We start from the raw sequence: 17,350 nt of genomic DNA on the forward strand, positions 1-17,350 counted from the left end.
TGAAAGGGAACTAGGTTAGCCGAGGAGCGTGAAAAGATTTTATGATTAGGCAATTATGATTGGCCCCAAGCAAATTGGCAATGGTCGAAAACAAGATTTTGCAAATCCTCTCGCTCAATCAAAACACTCAGAACCCCCTCTTCTGTGAAGTCTTCACCTATTTGGAGAAGAATGATTTTTGAAGAAAAAGTTATTTCCTCAATTTCTTCTTGTTCCAATTGGCAATGTGTGTAAATGCCAAAAACCTTTGATTTTTCACTGCCAGTGAAGTAATCCCATCCAGTGTCACCTTCATCCTCAATCAAGGAAGGGTCAAATCTCTCCGCTAGCGTTTCAGATTCATTGCTACAATTTGCAATTATTCTTCCGTCATAAAAGGGTTCCTCATGTTCCTTAATTGTTCGGATTAAATCAATGTTAGCTGAGTCACTGTAAATCACTTTGCCTTTGTCAAGGTCAGTGAAGAACAGTAGCTGTCCGGACTTGGGGAGTAGTCCTGTTGTATCAAATGGTGATACTTGGGCTAAATCGAGTTGACAAGCAAAATACAAGTCTGGTGGATATTCTACTCCATTCGGTAAATCTATAATCGGTCCGCCAACTCTGGACTTACCTAAAGTAATATCCATTTTGGTGTGTTTTATAAAATTATCCTGCTTCAGTATGCGTGGAATCTTTACTGAAGCAGGGTAATACCGGATAGAGTCGGGAATAAGGCGAATGATGTTAAACTCTGCTTCGAGACGATTCATTTTGGGCTATTGTAATAGTTGTTGAGACGAATTTCAATTATCCTTTTGACTTCTGTATTATCAGCGTATGGCAGAATTTTCTGCAATTCATCGGCGGATATATTCTCGGCTGCATGAATCAATGACCATTCGACTTCAAATGTGGAGGCATCGCGCGGAGGACCCAGATTAATTAAAGCAAGGGAGTGGCGTGGTTCGAGGGGCTCGGTTAGCTGCTGAAGAAGTGCATCGAATTCCTGTAGAGGATATGAGTCGATAGCCGAAGTCCTATCGTCTGGCAACGGCCCAAATTCCTGGAGTTGGGTAATAATGTCAGTGTTATCCATTACTCCACCACTTCCCGGCACGCCCGGTATAAATCCTTCCAACCGTCCCGCTCCTTGGCTACGGTTTCGAGGTATTCGAGCCAGACCACGCGGTCGGGGGCCGGGTCTTTGATGACGGCCCCGGTGAGGCCGGCGGCCAGGTCGTGGGCGCGCAGGGTGCCATCGCCGAAGTAAGCGGCCAAGGCCAGGCCGGAGTTCATCACCGAAATGGCCTCGCCGGTACTCAACGTGCCGGTGGGCGACTTGAGCTTGGTTTTGCCGTTCTCGGTCACGCCCTGGCGCAGCTCGCGGAAGATGGTGACAAGGCGACTGATTTGTTCCAGCGCTGGCGCTTCCACGGGCAATTGCAAGGCTTGGCCCTGCTTGGCCACCCGGGTTTGCACAATGTGCACTTCCTCGGCCAACGTAGCGGGCAGGGGCAGCACCACGGCGTTGAAGCGGCGGCGCAGGGCGCTGCTTAGCTCGTTCACGCCGCGGTCGCGGTCGTTGGCCGTGGCGATAACGTTGAAGCCCTGCCGGGCCTGGATTTCGGTGCTCAGCTCGGGGATGGGCAACACCTTTTCCGAGAGCATCGTGAGCAGGGTGTCCTGCACGTCGCTGGGGATGCGGGTGAGCTCCTCGATGCGCACGAGCTGGCCGGTTTCCATGCCTTTGTAGAGCGGGCTGGGTACCAGGGCGGCCAGCGAAGGGCCTTCGGCAAGCAAGCGGGCGTAGTTCCAGGAGTAACGCAGGCTGTCTTCGGCGGTGCCGGCCGTGCCCTGCACCAACAGGTTGGTGTGCCCGCTGATGGCGGCCGTGAGGTGCTCGCTCACCCAGCTTTTGGCCGTGCCGGGTACGCCGAGCAGCAGCAAAGCGCGGTCGGTGGCCAGGGTAGCCACGGCAATTTCCATCAGCCGCCGCTGGCCGATGTACTTGGGCTCGATTTCGAAGCCGTTATCGAGCTTGCCGCCGAGCAGGTAAGTCACCACAGCCCAGGGGGAAAGGTGCCAGCCGGGCGGCTTGGGGCGGTCGTCGGTAGCGCGCAGCGCAGCGAGTTCTTCAGCGTACAGGTCTTCGGCGTGGGGACGGAGCAGGGTAGGCGTCATGGCTTGTTTGGTATGAAGGCTGGAGAATATTGGGCAGGTGGCCGGCCGGTGGATGCTACTAATGGCGGGCTAAAAACACGTTTTGATTCACTCATTCAGCGAGGCCGCTAAATCGCTCCGGAAGTTCAGTTTATGGGTGAAAGCCTCGAACTGCTCGCGGTAGAACTCGTGGGCATCGGGAATGTCAGCCAGTAGCTGCCGGGCGGCGGAGGCATTAGCAGGCGGCAGCTTTTCGAGCAGAGTCTGGCTTACAAAATGCCCGAACCGCTGCCGCTCCCGGGGCAGGTAGGGTAAAGCCAGCGCGGTGCCGGCCGTGTGGCGCGCTACCACCGCAATGGCCGCCTGCACCAGTGCCCACGGCCAGGGACCGGGCAGTACCCGGGCTTGCTCCAGCTTCTCCCAATCGGTTTCCCAGGTGCCCGCCGCCTCGCGGAGCCCCTGCAGTAGCGCCGGAACCAACAGCCGCTGTTGCTCTTCGGCGGGCAGCAGGTCCACGAGTTTCCACAAGGGAAGCCGAATGCCGGTCTTCGCGAGGTACGGCCCCTCCGCCAGCCACAGCTGCAAAAAGGCCGTGGCAAAGGGCTGACTGCAATGCATGGCCGCACTTTCGGCCCACGCTGAGAGCACCGGCACCGCCCACTCGGAAGCCAGTGCCTGGGCTAGCAGCTCGGAAGGAGTTGCTTTCAGGTGCCCTAGCCAGCGGTCCACAGGAACCCAGGCCAGCAGGTTGGCTAAGCGCGCCGCGCCGGCGCCCACCGTAGTGGCCTGCTGGGCCGGCTGCGCCAGGTAAGTGAAGTGGGAGTTCTTTTCCTCGATGCCATCGGCCAGCCAGGATTTGTCCCAGGTCTCGGGCAGATTGATTTCCAAAGTAACCTTGCCCAAGCCCAACAGGCCACGTCGGTTGCTGAGCAGCGGTGCCACCCGCGCCCACAGCCGCTCCTGGAGCGCCGCCCCGGGAAGCTGCACCAGCAGCTCGGCGGCCAGCCGGCGTACTTCCTGCCCCCGAGCCTTCAGCAGGGCTTCCAGCGCGGGCTCAGCGTCGGGGTGTAAATGCTGCCCCAGTAGTTCCAACAAGGCTTCCTGCGCTTTAGCGGGCTCGGTGGGCAGCGCCGCCAGGAGCAAGGCGCGGGCCTCGTTGGCCGCGCGGCCGAAATGCTCTTTCAGCCAGGCCAGGCGTTGGGGCAGCGTCCCGGTTTCCCAGGTGGCCGCGGTGGCCTCCGCATGGTCGTGGGCAATTATTTTATCGGCCAGCTTGGTCCAGTTGGGGTGCAGGCCCGCCAGCCAGTGGCCCCGGTAGCCCAGTACCGGCCCCAGCACGGCCCGCGTGTCGGCTGAATGGGCAGCATACTGCAGCAGCGGCACCAGTAACGCCGGCGGCACCAGGCGGTCGCGGCCGGCGAGGCGGGCCAGGTAGTCGGGCAGCAGCTCTTGGTGCAGACCGTTGACAAGCATCTGATGGAGATAGTCAGTCCCCTTGGGGCCAATTACTGGGAGCAGTTCGGGCGGCGCCGGCGCAAGGCCTGGGCCGGCGGGACGGGCGGGTTGGTGGCCCGCCTTGCGAATCAGAGCCAGCGTGCCGGCTGCCAGCAGGAGCTGCTGCTCCGGCGAATCGGCCCGGGCCGGAAAGGCGGGGATGGATTCGCCGCTTTGGCGCGTGCCCAGCAGGGCCACGCGCAGGAGCTGTTCTGGCTTCACCTCATTCTCCAAGCCTTGCGTCTTGGACGAGCCTATCGATGAAGGAGCATCCACATGCTTTACTTCCCCAGGCGATTCTGTGCTGGTGACAGTGAGGGTGGGAGAGGGCGTGCCCGCGGCTACCTCGGCCTGATTCCAGCTGCTTAAAGGCCGGAATGCGTCGCCATCCCACTCGCCGAAAAGGGTAATGGGCTGCCCGCCGCTTTCGGCCAACAACTGCCAGGGTAGGTTTTCGTCGGCGAAGCGCAGGGGCAGGGGCAGGGCCAGCGGTTCGGTGGCGTGGCGAAGCAGCCAGCGGCCGTCGGGCAACGGTGTAGGCAGTACCTGCGTGAGCGTGGCGGGCCACTCGCGCAGCCAGGGCTGGCGGGCCAGGGCACTGGCGTACTCATCCAGCAAGTAGCTGATAGGCTGGCCCGCCGGCACCACAGAGCCCGGCACCGTACCATCAAACTTCATGTTGACCGGGGCAGCCCGCAACGGCAGCAGTCCGGGGTAGTAGGCCAGCTCGCCGAGGTAGCTGCCGTGCGGAATAAACGGCGTGCTGAACGGCTGGCCACCGAACGAAAATTCGAGTATGAGTGCCGTATGGCCGGTTTTGTAGCCATGCAGCCACGTGCGGCGAGCCGTGAGGCGTTCCTCTTCCCAACGGAGCTGGCCCAGCACCCGCCAGGAGTCAGCTACAGGCTCGGCGGTGGCAATCAGGTCTTCTTTCTTCAGGTTGACGCCTACTTGCTGCAACACGTCGGCCCGCGCGTCGGCGCCGAGCCGAGGCAGGTTCAAGAAGGCCCGCGCCAGCAAATACAGCTCGCCGAGGCGGCCCAGCAGGCGCATGGGCCAGTCGGCGTGGGCGTGGCGCAGGGTGGCCAGCTCGCGCACGGTACTGGCCAGGCCCGGCAATTGGTTGTCGACCAGGCGAGCGGCCTGGTTTTCCCAAAACGTAGCCGGCTGCTTATCGAGCGCGGCCAGGCCGGCGCGCAGCAGGTCCTCGAGCCAGCTCACCAGCTCCTCAGCGCCCGCCGCCATGCGGCCCAGGCGTTTCGAGTCAACGGCTGGTATGGCCGCTACGAGGCTTTTATCCGTGCCATCGCTCTCGGTTGGCCCGTCCAAAGCAGGCGCGGAGCCCGGCGTTTCCGCATCGGCAGATACGGCGACGGCTTTAAGCGCTTTGGGAGCAGGTTTCTCGGCTTTTTTCTCCTGGGTTTGCTGGCGCTTTTCCAGCCATTCGTTCAGCCACGCTGGTGGGGTGTTGCTTCCAAAAAGCTCGGGCTGGCGGGCCATCAGCAGCAAGAGGCCCGCCCCGTGCTTGCACGGAAAAACGCGGCTGGGGCAGCTGCACTTGAAAGCCGGTTCGGTCAGGTCGATGCCCGTGAGGTAGGGCTTGCTGCCACTGCCGGCGCAATCGCCCCAGGCAGAAATGTCGGTGCGGCCCAGGTTGGCCCATTTGGTGGGCTTTAGCAATTCCTGGCCTCGTTTGAGGGTGCCGGGGTCGGTGATGAGGGCGAGGGCCTGCGCTTCGGTGAAGGAAATCATGCGGGGCTGGGTAGGCACCAAAAGTAAGGCCCGCTCGCAACAAAGCACGGGCGCGAAAGGCAGGTCAAGCTACATCAGCTTTCTGATTGTTCACCCCGCCGTTTAGGCGAAGAAATCGTCCGGGTCAGCAAGGCCCAGGTACTTGCGCAGGGCCGGCAGCGTACCGAAATAGGGCAGTACGCAGGCCAGAAACTGCTCGGCAATGGCCGGGCTGCTCGCGTAGGCCACGAAAGAAGTGCCGCTTTCAGCAAATTCCATTTCATCGAGCAGGGCGGGGCAATGCTCTTCCACAATGGTCTCGAGGTGCTCGGCCCACGAAGCCGCCGTTCCCCCAAATCCAAAGTGCTGAAACAGGGCGTAGTAGTCCTCCAGCCCGCCCACATCGGCAAAAATGACTAATTGGTACTCGGGCGAAATGGGGGGCGGGGCAGGAGCGAGCTGAAACGGAAAAGTGGCCGACATGCCGCGAAGTTAACTGGCCCGTGGCCGGAGCGCCGGCCACGGCAGGTACCTGACGAGCCACTTCCAAACCTGCACACACCGGTGCTACTTGCTCCAGGTGCGCACGTAACGGCCCTGAGGGTCGTAGCGACGGGCTTGTTGGGCTACATCGAAGGCCGTGTCGCGCACGTCGGTGCCAGTGCCGGCGATGTACTTCCAATTGCCCCAGTTCGAGGCCGCGTCGTGGTCGATGAGCTGGTGCTCGAACCAGGCCGCGCCCCAGCGCCAGTCCTGCTGCAGGTCGTGAATGAGGTAGCTGGCCACGTTCTGGCGGCCCCGGTTGCTCATGAATCCCGTGGCCGTCAATTCGCGCATGTTGGCATCGACAAACGCGTTGCCGGTGCGCCCGGCGGCCCAGTCCGCAAACACCGCCCGGTCGGGCTGGACGGGCTTGGGCACCTGCCCGCGCAGGCCGCGCCAGCGGAAGAAATCCGGCCCGGCTTTGTGGGCCAGCAGGCGAAAGTAATCGCGCCAGAGCAGCTCCAGACGCAGTTGCAGCGCCCCTTTGCTGCGCGCGCCGTGGGTGGCATCATACCCATCAATGGCGGCCCAAATCTGACGGGCCGAAAGGCTGCCGTTGGCTAGCCAGGGCGAAAACTTGGTGCTAAAGGCTTCCCCCAGCATGTAGTTGCGGGTGTCGTCGTAGCGGCCAATCAAGTGGCGCTCCACGGCATAGTCGTGCAGGCGGGCCAGGCCGGCAATTTCGCCCCCGCCCAGCACTGGAAGGGCCGAGCGGGGTTCGGGCGAAACCAGCAGCAGCGCCGACTGCCCAAGCTGGCTATCCAGTATGGCAGCCGTAGGGAATGGCGCGGGCACAAAACCCGTTGGCAGCGGTGGCAACTGGCGTGGCGGGGGCAGCGGGGGCCGCACCGCCATTTTAGCCGCTACATCGAACCGAAATTTGCTGAAGGAAAACGGCAGCTGGCCGATGGAAATGGGCAGGTCGGTGGGGTGCAGCAGCGTCAGGGTTTCGAAGCGGCGCAGGGCCGCTTGCGGTGGCAACGCATCCACGAGCGCAGCCTCGGCGTCCTCTTCTTCGGTGGTGTGCTCGGTACTGGTGTGCACTAGCTGTGCGCCCAACTGCCGGGCCAGGGCCGGCAGCACTTCCTCGGGGCGGCCCACCGCGAAGTGAATGCCAGAGCCCAAGGCGGCGTAGCTCCGCTGCAAATCGGCGAGCGTTTCCAGCAAAAAAGGCAGGCGGTGCGGGCCGGTGCGCGGCAAGCCCAGGTAGGCATCGGGGCCCAGCGCCACGGGGTCGAAGCAGTACACGGGCAGCAGGGCGGTGGTGCCGGTGGGCAGCGCGGTGAGGGCTTCGTTATCGTGCAGCCGCAGGTCGTTGCGCAGCCAGTAGAGAACAGTCATTCGAGAGGGTAAAGCGGTTTGTCAGCCTAACAAGCCACCGCGCATTTCTTCCCGCGGGCCGGACACATTCCAGTTAGCGGCGCCGCCGCAGCGCCACCACCAGCCCCACGCACAGCACGGCGAGGCCGGCAATCAGGGCATCGCGCACAAAATGGCCCTGTTTGGCGTCGGCTACTTCAGCTTCGAGGTCGCGTAGGCGTGCTATCTGCTGCTTTTCGCGTTGGCGCATGTTTTCGGATTCGTTGGTGAGCTCGGAGAGGCGCTGGGCCGTGAGGTTGCGGTCGTCGCGCGAGCTGGTTTCGAGGTGGGTGGTAGTGGCCGCTAGGCGAACCGAGGTGGTGGTGGCTTTTTGGGCGGTTTCGTTGAGCACGTCCACGATTTGCTGGTCCTTGTCTACGATGCCTTGCAGGGCATCTACAACCTCCTGAAGGTCCTTTTTGGAAGGCTTGTTGCCGAACAGGCTATGCCGCTGGGCACTGGCATCGCGGTAGCGGTCGGTCAGGGTTTTGCGCTCGCTCAGTAGGCCTGGCAGGCGCGAATCGGGGGTAATACCCGCCTCGTCCTGGGCGTGGGCAGGTGGGGACAGCAGCAGCAGGCTCAGCAAGCCAAAAGCAGAAGAACAACGGAAAAGCGAACGAATCAGCAGCATGAAATAGTCGTGTAAAGGAGAAAGCCGCCAAACCACACGATGCAGCGGGGCACCTGTGTATCGCAAAAAGTGCCTCAGCGGTTCGAACTGCTGCCCCGACAACCGCCCCGGAGCGGTATCTTTATCTTCCGCTCTCTACCGCGCTGCTCATGCCAACCGACTACTACGCTCGCCTCGCCGACCTGGCCGCCGATGCTACGGCCGCGCCCGCCGACCAGCTGCCCAAGCTGCGCAAGCTGCTCGAAGCCGTTCTGCGCGACGATTGCAAAGCCCGCGAAGCGCCGTTTATCGACCTCAATCAGGCCATTGGCCAGGCCGCGTACACCCACGAGCTGCCCGTTGCGTTGCGCCAGCAGCTGCAAGCCCTGCGCCTGGCCGCCAACTTAGTGCTGCACGAAAGCTACCCCGGCACGCCAGCCGAAGCGGCGCGCGGCTTCGCAGCGGTTGCTGGGCTGCTGCTGCGCCTTACTGGCAGGGTATACACTGGCCCGGCTTTGCCCAAGGCCAATTCCGAAATTCCGGAGGCAGATTCCCCGACAACTGCCCCACTGGCAGGTATGCCGGTTAACCTCCCGGCGGCGGCGCTCACCGTCTGGCGGGTGCGGGTGCTGCATGCCGATTTGGCTACCGGCGTACTGACTGTTGAAATGGCCGCGTCCGCCGAGGGCCGGCCCGTCGGCCCTTTCCAACTGCTGTTGCCGCCGGCCTACGAGAATGTGCTGCCGCTGGCTGCCGCGCTGCATCCCACGCTGCACCTTGTAGGGCCGGTGCTGCTACCTGATGGCAGCGTGCGCGCCCGCCGGGTGGTACTCGAACCCGACTACCTCATCAGCGTAACCACGGTGGCTGAGTGCGCCCAAAAGGACGGCACCATCCCCGAATGGGCGCTGCTAAATGCATTTTTGCCCGATGAAACCTCGCGCCCGCTGGTAGTCGGAAACCTGGTGAACCTGCTGCTGGATGAAGAAGTAAGCCAAGCCGGCCGGAACGAGGAGCTACGAATGCAGCGGGAAGCAGCCGCCAAAAAGCAGCAGTTGGAGCTGATGGCCAAGCTAGATGGCTCACAGGCCCAAATAGCGGAGAACCCAATAACCACTTTGGATGGGGTAAAAACACCTTCTGAAAGGCTCTCAACTCTCTCCAGCGGTGTTTTCAGGCCTTTACAGAATAATAGCAGCTTTTTCGAGAGCCTAAAAACAACGTTTGAAGGGGGAATAAGCGCCCCTAGGGAAGCGGCAGCTACTGACGGGGTGCCAGAAGCTTCGGAAATCCCAACAGCTTCTCTGCCCGAGCCAGCCACTGACAGCGAGCAACCAACCGCGAAAGACTTCGACCTGGAGCAGTTTTTTCGGGGTCGGCTTTTCCGCTCAGCTCCGCTCTCGCTGAGTACGCTGCCCGAATTTCAGACCCGCACCGGCGTGCCCGAATTGCTGAACGACCTGCGCCGCCACCACCGCACCCTGCGCGAAACCCGCGCCCTGGGCTTCGCGGCCGCCAGCCGCACTGGCTACCAGCAGGAGCCGTTGAACTTAGCCGACTGCTTCCTCGAACCCACTTTTCTCTCGGCCACCTATGGCTTGCAGGGGCGCCTGGACTTGCTGCATGAAAGCGCCACCGGCTACGATTTGGTCGAGTTGAAAAGCTCCACCAAAGTGCCCCACGCCGAACCCTGGACCAACCACGCCGCCCAGGCCCAGCTGTACCGCCTGCTGCTCGAATCGGTGTTCGGGGCTGACGGCGAAACCGCCGGCCGGGGCCGCACCAGCATCCTGTATTCGAACGCGCCCAGCGGCCAGCCCGCCGTGCGGCGCGTCGACCAGGATCAGGACCTGATTGACCGGCTTATCTCGGCGCGCAACCAGTTGGTGGGCACCGAATTACAGCTGGCCCGCGCCACCGGCCCCCGGCAAACGGCCGCGCTGCTGGCACCGGTGCTGCACCCCAACCTCATGGCGCTGCCGCCCTTCGGCAAAGCCAAGGCCGAAAAAGTAGCCAACGCCTGGGCCGCCGCCGACCCCGTCGAGCGCGCCTATTGCCTGGAGTTGGCCCGCTTCGCCGCCCGCGAAATGCGCCTTACCCTGCTGGGCGACGAGGCTCGGCCTGGCGATGCCGGCGGGCAGGCCGGCCTCTGGCTGCTGCCACAGGCCCGCAAATACCAAAACTTCAGCCTGCTCGATGACCTCGTGCTCGTCGAGGACCATAGCAACGCCGACGACCAGGCCCGCGACGGTCTCGGCCCGCACCTCATCTTCCAGCGCCCCGCCGGTGGACGGGAGGTCAACTTCCGGGCCGGCGACACCCTCATTCTCTACCCGCGCCGCCGCGCCGGCAAAACAGCCAAAGCGCCGGAGGAGGCCGCAGAAATTTCGCCGGCCGGAATTCCGCTTAGTGTGCTGGATGCTCAGGTCGTGAAGGTGGTGCTGGCCGAAGACCTCGGCGCCGATGGCCGCGTGGTGCTGAGCGTGCGCAACCGGCGCATGGCCCCGCGCTACCTGCACGGCCACTCGCACTGGGCTCTGGAGCCCGATACCTACGATACTTTCCGCCGCGAGTGGGCCGGGCTTTCGGCTTTCCTCAGTCTGCCTGCCGACCGCCGTCGCCGCTTGCTGGCCCGTACCGGGCCCCGCGAGCCCGAAGGCTGGAACGCCACCGTGCCGCCTGCCACTACGGCCCCCGAGGTGGTGGCCCGTGCGCTGGCCGTGCCCGACTGGTTTGTGTTGTGCGGGCCGCCCGGCACGGGCAAAACCCGCGCGGTGCTGCGCGAGCTCGCCGTGAACCTGTACAAGCAGGACAAGCAGGTGCTACTGGCCGCCTACACCAACCGCGCCGTCGACGAAATCTGTGAGCAGCTGGTGCAGGCCGGGCTGCCGTTTATTCGGGTGGGCTCGCGGCTGGGTACGGCCCCGGTGTACCGGCCGTATTTGCTCGATAACATGCTGGCCGACTGCAACAGCCGCCAGATGGTGCGGGGCCGCCTCACCACCTGTCCGTTCTACGTGGGCACGGTGGCGAGCTTGCTGGGCAAGCCCGAGCTGTTTATGCTCAAGCAGTTCGATTTGGCCGTGGTAGACGAAGCCAGCCAGGTACTCGAGGCGCCCATGCTTTCGCTGCTGGCCAAAGTGCGCAAGTTCATCCTCATCGGCGACCACCGCCAGCTGCCCGCCGTGGTGGCCCAGGAGCCCGAAACCAGCGCCGTGGCGGCCGAATGTGCCGAGCTGCTGCGCGCCGAACTGGGCCTGAGCAACCTGCGCAACTCCTACTTCGAGCGCCTGTTTCGCCGGGCCGAAGCTCATTGGCCCCACGCCCACGGCACCCTGGCCGACCAGTACCGCATGCACCAGGAACTGGCTGTGCTGGTGAACGACGACTTCTACGACGGGCAGTTGCGTTGCCCACTGCCCTGGCAGGCCGCCCCGCTGGACCGGGCCAGCTGGCCCGCTGCTTCCGATGCTTTTACAACTCGGCTACGGGGCGAGCGGGTCGTTTTTGTGCCTACCCGCCGCCAGCCCGAAGATTTGTCGATGAAGGAATCGACCCAGGAAGCGGAGTTGGCCGGCCAGGCTGCCGCCTTTGTGGCCCAGGGCTACGGCACCAAGTTCAACCCCGAAACCACGCTTGGCATCATCGCCAGCTACCGCAACCAGGCCGCCCGCATCCGGGCGCGGCTGGCGCAGCTGGCCAAGGAATTGGATTTGCCCGCACTGGCCCAGGTCAGCGTCGATACTGTGGAACGCTACCAGGGCAGCCAGCGCGAAGTCATCATCGTGAGCTTCTGCTGTCACCACGAGCACCAGCTCGAACTCATGGTGTCGCCCGACGAAACCGGGCAGGTAGACCGCAAGCTCAACGTGGCCCTCACGCGGGCCCGCCAGCAGCTGGTGCTGCTCGGCAACGAAACCATGCTGAGCCGGGCCCCGCACCACGCGGCGCTGCTGGCCCGGGTGGGCGTGCTGCCAGTAGCCGGGTAAGCAAAAGCCCGCGCTTCCGAAAGCGGATGCGCGGGCTTGCAGTACGGGTAGCGGCTACCTATTGAATCTTGGTCACCTCAACTTCGAAGCGAAGAACCGAATTGGGTGGAATGGCAGACGAAGGCGATTGTGAGCCATACGCCAATCCGGAAGGAATCAGCAGAATGCTTTTTTCGTTGAGACGCATCAGCGCAATGCCTTCGTCCCAACCTGCGATTACCTGCTTCGCGCCCAACTGAAAAGCAAACGTGCCGGAATCAAAAGGATTGCCATTGAGCAGGGTGCCAGCGTATTTCACCGTCACGGTTCGGCCGGCGGTGGCTTGCAGCCCGTTGGGATTGGTGACGACCGGAATGTAATACAAGCCCGAGGGCTGCTTCTTGGCGTTGGTGATTTTATTGTCGGCCAAATACTTCTGGAGGGTCGCATCGTCGGCGGCCGAATTATCCTGCTCGGCAACGGCAGCAGGCTCGTCTTTCGAACATGAAGTAGTTGCCAACACGGTGCCAGCTACAATCGCTGGGAACAGGAACCGGGCCACAGCGCCGGAAAAATACTTCTTCATAGAGTGGTTTTTGGGTAAAAATAAGCCATCCGGGCCATTCGCTGGCTACGTTGCCGGTGCACCCTGCCAGTGCTGAACGCGCCAGCCTAGCAAATTCGTTGCCTCGAACCATCGGCAAGAGTTCACTAGCAACCTCAAACATGATTCTCATTGCCGGCTGATGGTTGCGTCTGGCACATCAGCGCTCGAGCTGCATTCTCGGCCGCTGGCTAGTTGGGGCAGGGCCAGCGGGCCTGGTCAGGCGCTCAACCATCAGGATGGCCAGGGCGCCCAGCGTGTAGGCAAGCATGTCAGCCCAGGAAAAGCTGCTTCCTAGTACGATGCGCGCTAGGCGCGAATGCTGCAGTCCCAGTCGGCCGAGTAAGTCCACGTACTGCAATCCTTCAATCAGGTACGAGACAAATAAAACGGCCGCTACAGCCCATTTAAGTCGGATGCTTACCACGCTGCGAACCATGCAGTACAGCAGAATAGTCGCCAGAAAATCGCCGGCATACGGGCGAATAAGGCGGTCGTGCACGTAAAGAGCAATAACTATTTCGACGACAAACAGGCCGACGGCCATCAGAAAATACGTCTTGCTAAATTTCAGCATGAAAGGGAAAGCGGGAGCGAAGCAGGCCCCGAAATTAGATGACTTTGCAGCGAGGAGTAGAAATACATGGCCGGCTTAGAGCAGTTTCGGAGTCAGTGGATGTAGGGGCGGGGCTTGCCCCCGCCCGGACGTTGAGGCCCCTTGACCGGTTTCGTTCAACGACGGGCGGGGGCCTTCTCCGCCCCTACATCGTTCAGCCTGTACACTGGCCCCGAAACCGCTCTAATGCATGGGGCAGCGGCGGGGCGTGGCCACTGGCACCACTTCTTCAGCAACTGCCGGAGCCAGGTCGAGGGCTTGAATGCGGGCCCGGTACTCGGCCGGCAGCATGGCGCTTTTGGCCCACTGGCTAATGGTCAGGTGCCGGCTGGCCCGGTACAGGGCGATGGGGGGCTTCACGGCAGCCCCGGTTGGCAGGGCCAGCAGGGTGCGCACCCGTTCGGGAACTACGAGGCCCTGAACGGCCCGCAGCAGCCAATAGCGCGGCCGGCCCAGGTGGCGCTGGTACTGCCGGTATAAGTCGGTGGTAAAATGGCTGGCGGCGGTGTCGTAGGCCAGGTGCTGCTGCCGGGCTACCAGCCAAGCAGCGTACGAATCGGGTAAATCCGGGATGCCCATGCGCCGGCCCACGCGGCAGAATACTTCCGTAATTTCCTCGCATTCGGCTGGGGTAAGCGGGCGCTCCAGCACCTCAAAAGCCTTTATGGAATACGCAATGAGCATGAACAACACATCGCGGTACGCCCAGGCCGGGATAGCCTGCCCGCGCTTGGCCTCCACCGCGCCGTGGATGGCCGCAATGGTGTCAATGGCCTTTTCGGCTCCGGCCTGGTCGGCAAACACAATGCGTCGGGCGTAGTCCACTGTTGAAAACAAGCGGTCCAGTGGGTCGGCGGGCAGGCGACCAGTGAAGTACAGCCAGTCGACGGCCTTGTTCAGGGCAAACTCGGCCGCGGCCCCGGCGAATATGAACAGCACGGTATCGGCAGAGCCCCAGATGCGGCGCACGATGGAAGTAGGAGCAACGAAGTATTGCATGTGTTCAAAAGAACTTTGAAATGCAAAGTTAACACTTATTCTTCGAACTTGGGCTGGTAAGTTGACAAAGTCTACTCTTTCTGAATGAGAGCCTATTCTGCATAATGAAACTGCAGCAGATAACCGATTCCATTTTCACCTTTGAAAGTTTGCTGGCATCTGGCCGCAACAGGGCATGGCGCTGGCGTTTCGGCACAGCCTCTACCACGAAGGAAGCGAGGTAAAGCGGGGGGGGGAAATACGTGCTGCGGTCCGATGTGATGTACCGAGCAGAGGAAACTTGATTGAGAAGTATGGAGGCTTGAACAGTTGAAGTGCTCCCATACCATAGACTTCAGATTATATACTATGGTCCGTTCCCGTTAACAAGTCGGCTAATTATAAAATCTTTATTTTCAACAGTTGTCCATTCAGCAAAAGGGTATAATGCTTGATTTACAATCACGAAGAATGGCCTGTTCTTATGTTTTTTAATAAGTCCAAGTAATTCGGGAGGGCTTTGAAAACCATTCACGTCCAACGTAACCAGAAGATACTTCCGCTTGGCGAGTTGAATAATCGCTTGGTCGTTAATAATATTCCAGCCTAATTCCTGATTTGCTTTTATGTCTTTAGTAACAAAGGCAATGAGTATTAATCTTTCGTCAGCTGTCGATTTATACGGCGCTGTTTCAGAAAGACAATTCTGTGCCGAACCTACGCTTGTATAAGTTGTGGCGCAGCAATTACAGATATTGGGCTGACGGCTGCAACTGCAATCCCCCAACACAAGAAGTAGACCTAATAGCCAAGAAAGCCTTTTCCCGTTCATCTTACAGTTGGACTTATTATCCATTCTAAATAGTCACTGTATCGAAAGTAATGCTTAGTCGTTCGGGGGCGGAAAAACTTAGGATACTGACTCTGGTGAGTGTTCTAAAATTGCCTTCGGCTTGTGCTTGTAGAAAAACAGTATCAGCAGCGGGAGCAGCGTCAGTTCGGCCACCACCCCGAACAGCAGCGTGAGGCCGATGAGCAGGCCCACGTAAAAAGTGCCGTCGAAAGACGAAAACAGCAGCGTGGAGAAGCCACCCACCAGAATCAGGGAAGTGACGATGACGGCTTTGCCCGCCATTAAGTAGGTGCGCTTCACGGCCTTGAACAGGTTGGGCTCGTGGCTGAGCGTGAGGCGGAGCTTGCTGATGAAGTGAATGGTATCGTCGACCGCAATGCCGAAAGCAATGGTGAAGATGATGCTGGTGCTCACCTTCATGCTCACCCCAACCAGGCCCATTACCCCGGCCACGATGAGGATGGGCACGAGGTTGGGAATGAGCACTACCACCGTCATGCGCAAGGACTTGAACAGCGCGAGCACGATGAGCGTGACCATGAGCACGTCGATGCTCATGCCGGTTATCATGTTCAGGGTGAGGTTCTCGTTGTTTTTGTCGATGAGGTTGGACGAGCCCGTGAGACGCGTGCGCAGCACCGTCGAGTCGATGCTGGAGCGCAAGTAGAGGCGCAGGCCGTCGTTCAGGGCATCGGCCCGAATGCTGCCCACGTCGGCCATGCGGCCGGTGAGGCGGCCCGCCGAGCCATCGGGCAGGGCCAGGGCGCTGAATTCGGCCTTCTTGCGGAAGAGCTTGAGCTTGCTGCGCAGTCGGGCGAGCTCGGCCGCGTCGGCAGGCAGGCGGTATTCGGCCAGCCCCCCGCCGTTGAGGGCTTTGCGCACCGACTTCACCAGCGTGACGGGGGAGGCGGCGAATCGAAGGCCGTAGGTGCCGCGCAGATAGGTTTCGATGCGCTCGGTCTGGCGCAGCACGTCCAGGTCGTAGATGTCGCGGCCAGCGGCCGGCTTCAGCTCCAGCTCGAAGGGGCGCACCCCGGCAAATTGCCGCTCGAAAAAGGCGAAATCCAGCCGCACCGGGTCGTTTTTCGACAAGTCATCCAGCAGCGCGGAGTTGATGCGCACCCGCGTGGCCAGCCCGATGGAGGCCGCCAGCACCAGCCCGCTCACCACAAAAATCAGCCGCCGCCGCACCAGCACCGTCCGGAACAGGCGGCCCAGCACGCCGTCCCAGCTGTGGCCCTGCGCGCGCGGCACCCGCAGCTGCGGTTTTTTGAGCAGCAGGAGCAGGGCAGGCAGTAGAGTAAAGCTCAACACAAACGCCAGCAATACCGCAATGCCCGTGAACAGGCCGAAGTTATAAATTGGCCGGATGGTGCTGGTCATCAGCGTGAAGAAACCCAGGCTGGTGGTAAGCGCCGACAAGCCCGAGCCAAAGCCCGATTCCTTGAGCGTAACCCGCAGCGCGTCCTTCTTGCTAGCACCGTAGCCCAGCTCGCTCACGTAGCGCGTGATGATGTGGACGGTATCGGAGGTGCCCACCACAAACATCATCACCGGCAGCAGGGCCGTCATTAGGTCGATGCTGATGCCGCAGGCACCCATGACGCCCAGGCCCCACAAAATGGCTCCGAGCACCACTATCAGCGGCAGCACAACGCCCCACCACGTCCGGAAGGTGAACCAGAGCAGTCCCGTTACCAGCAGCACCGACAGGCTCATGAACACGGCCAGCTCCCACTGCAGCCTGTCCACAAACACCGACTGCGCGACGGCGCGCCCCGCGAAATGGAAGTTGCTTTCGGGGATGTGCAGGCGGGCCAGGCCTCCGCGCAAGGTGGCTAGCAGCGAGTCGCCGGGTGGTTTTTTGAGGTCGGGCGAAGTTTGAATGACCAGCGTAACGGCCCGGGCATCGGCGCTGAAAACGTTGCCCACGAGGCCGGGCGTGCGGTAAATCAGGGCCGAGTCCTGGGTCCGGCGGGCGGGCTCGGCGGGGTGCAGGTAGGGCAGGTTGAAGAAGCCCAGCCCCTCAACTACCGGGTTGCTGATGGTGGTGGGTGAGGTGACGGCCACCACGTGCGGCGCGCGCCGGGCCAGTTGGGTCAGCGAGTCGACCCGGACCAGGAAGCCAGGCGCAAACACGGTTTGGCCGGTGGGAGCCTCCACGCCCAGCAGTAGGTAGTCGTTGTCGTTGCCGAAGCGGCGGGTGTAGCCCTGGTAGTAGTCCAGGTCGGGGTCGCCGGCGGGGTAGAAGTCGTTGAAATTGTAGTTGAACCGCAACTGCGCCACGTAATAGGCGCTGAGGGCAGAAAGCAAGCCCAGCACAAGCAGGGCCAGGTGGGCAGTACGGCGAAGGGACATGGCAAACAAGGGCGGGGAGGCATCGCGCGGAATTCCGCGCAAAGGGGCTGAGCTAGGGCGGGTGGAGGGAGGCCCGGCTGGTTGCTTAGCTATG

At 61.6% G+C, this 17,350-nt stretch carries 13 protein-coding genes; 1 reads left to right on the forward strand and 12 read right to left on the reverse strand.

Annotated elements, in window-relative coordinates:
* Nucleotides 1–53: 53 nt before the first annotated feature.
* The 7 genes from ABD837_RS02065 to ABD837_RS02095 all read right to left on the reverse strand — a co-directional run bounded on the left by ABD837_RS02065 (nucleotide 54) and on the right by ABD837_RS02095 (nucleotide 7,900).
* A complete protein-coding gene (locus ABD837_RS02065; protein WP_345049695.1) occupies nucleotides 54–752 on the reverse strand; it encodes a DUF1963 domain-containing protein in 699 nt (232 codons plus the stop codon).
* Nucleotides 749–1,078: a hypothetical protein gene (locus ABD837_RS02070; protein WP_345049697.1), complete on the reverse strand. Its 330-nt coding sequence runs from the start codon at nucleotides 1,076–1,078 to the stop codon at nucleotides 749–751. The genes ABD837_RS02065 and ABD837_RS02070 overlap by 4 nt, the downstream gene beginning before the upstream one ends.
* On the reverse strand, nucleotides 1,078–2,163 hold the full coding sequence (locus ABD837_RS02075) for an ATP-binding protein (protein WP_345049698.1): 1,086 nt from the start codon (nucleotides 2,161–2,163) through the stop codon (nucleotides 1,078–1,080). Before ABD837_RS02075 ends, ABD837_RS02070 begins: the two co-directional genes overlap by 1 nt.
* Nucleotides 2,164–2,250: 87 nt before the next feature.
* Nucleotides 2,251–5,388 carry an SWIM zinc finger family protein gene (locus ABD837_RS02080; RefSeq protein ID WP_345049700.1) on the reverse strand — a complete coding sequence of 1,046 codons (3,138 nt, stop codon included), beginning with the start codon at nucleotides 5,386–5,388 and terminating at the stop codon, nucleotides 2,251–2,253.
* A 102-nt stretch (nucleotides 5,389–5,490) separates the two neighbouring features.
* Entirely contained in the window at nucleotides 5,491–5,850 is a 360-nt protein-coding gene (locus ABD837_RS02085) for a hypothetical protein (RefSeq protein WP_345049702.1), read from the reverse strand.
* Between the two features lie 84 nt (nucleotides 5,851–5,934).
* Nucleotides 5,935–7,251: a DASH family cryptochrome gene (locus tag ABD837_RS02090; RefSeq protein ID WP_345049703.1), complete on the reverse strand. Its 1,317-nt coding sequence runs from the start codon at nucleotides 7,249–7,251 to the stop codon at nucleotides 5,935–5,937.
* A gap of 73 nt (nucleotides 7,252–7,324) precedes the next feature.
* Nucleotides 7,325–7,900: a hypothetical protein gene (locus ABD837_RS02095; RefSeq protein ID WP_345049705.1), complete on the reverse strand. Its 576-nt coding sequence runs from the start codon at nucleotides 7,898–7,900 to the stop codon at nucleotides 7,325–7,327.
* Between the two features lie 149 nt (nucleotides 7,901–8,049).
* Between ABD837_RS02095 and ABD837_RS02100 the strand changes: the two genes are divergently transcribed.
* Nucleotides 8,050–11,868 (forward strand): AAA domain-containing protein, encoded by a 3,819-nt coding sequence (locus ABD837_RS02100; protein ID WP_345049707.1) that lies wholly within the window; start codon nucleotides 8,050–8,052, stop codon nucleotides 11,866–11,868.
* Nucleotides 11,869–11,926: 58 nt separating this feature from the next.
* Here the strand turns inward: ABD837_RS02100 and ABD837_RS02105 are convergent, their stop codons facing one another.
* From ABD837_RS02105 to ABD837_RS02125, 5 genes are all read right to left on the reverse strand, one after another.
* Nucleotides 11,927–12,433, reverse strand: coding sequence for an FKBP-type peptidyl-prolyl cis-trans isomerase (locus tag ABD837_RS02105; RefSeq protein WP_345049709.1), 507 nt, complete (start codon nucleotides 12,431–12,433; stop codon nucleotides 11,927–11,929).
* Between the two features lie 178 nt (nucleotides 12,434–12,611).
* A complete protein-coding gene (locus tag ABD837_RS02110) occupies nucleotides 12,612–13,028 on the reverse strand; it encodes a ribosomal maturation YjgA family protein (RefSeq protein WP_345049711.1) in 417 nt (138 codons plus the stop codon).
* A 222-nt stretch (nucleotides 13,029–13,250) separates the two neighbouring features.
* A complete protein-coding gene (locus ABD837_RS02115) occupies nucleotides 13,251–14,066 on the reverse strand; it encodes an oxygenase MpaB family protein (protein ID WP_345049713.1) in 816 nt (271 codons plus the stop codon).
* 346 nt (nucleotides 14,067–14,412) lie between these two features.
* The gene (locus tag ABD837_RS02120; protein ID WP_345049716.1) at nucleotides 14,413–14,901 is read right to left on the reverse strand and encodes a hypothetical protein; all 489 of its coding nucleotides are present in this window, start codon (nucleotides 14,899–14,901) and stop codon (nucleotides 14,413–14,415) included.
* Between the two features lie 54 nt (nucleotides 14,902–14,955).
* Nucleotides 14,956–17,256 carry an efflux RND transporter permease subunit gene (locus ABD837_RS02125; protein ID WP_345049718.1) on the reverse strand — a complete coding sequence of 767 codons (2,301 nt, stop codon included), beginning with the start codon at nucleotides 17,254–17,256 and terminating at the stop codon, nucleotides 14,956–14,958.
* Between the last annotated feature and the right edge of the window lie 94 nt (nucleotides 17,257–17,350).

The sequence above is a fragment of the Hymenobacter glaciei genome (assembly GCF_039539585.1).
GTDB classification, from domain to species: Bacteria; Bacteroidota; Bacteroidia; order Cytophagales; family Hymenobacteraceae; genus Hymenobacter; species Hymenobacter glaciei.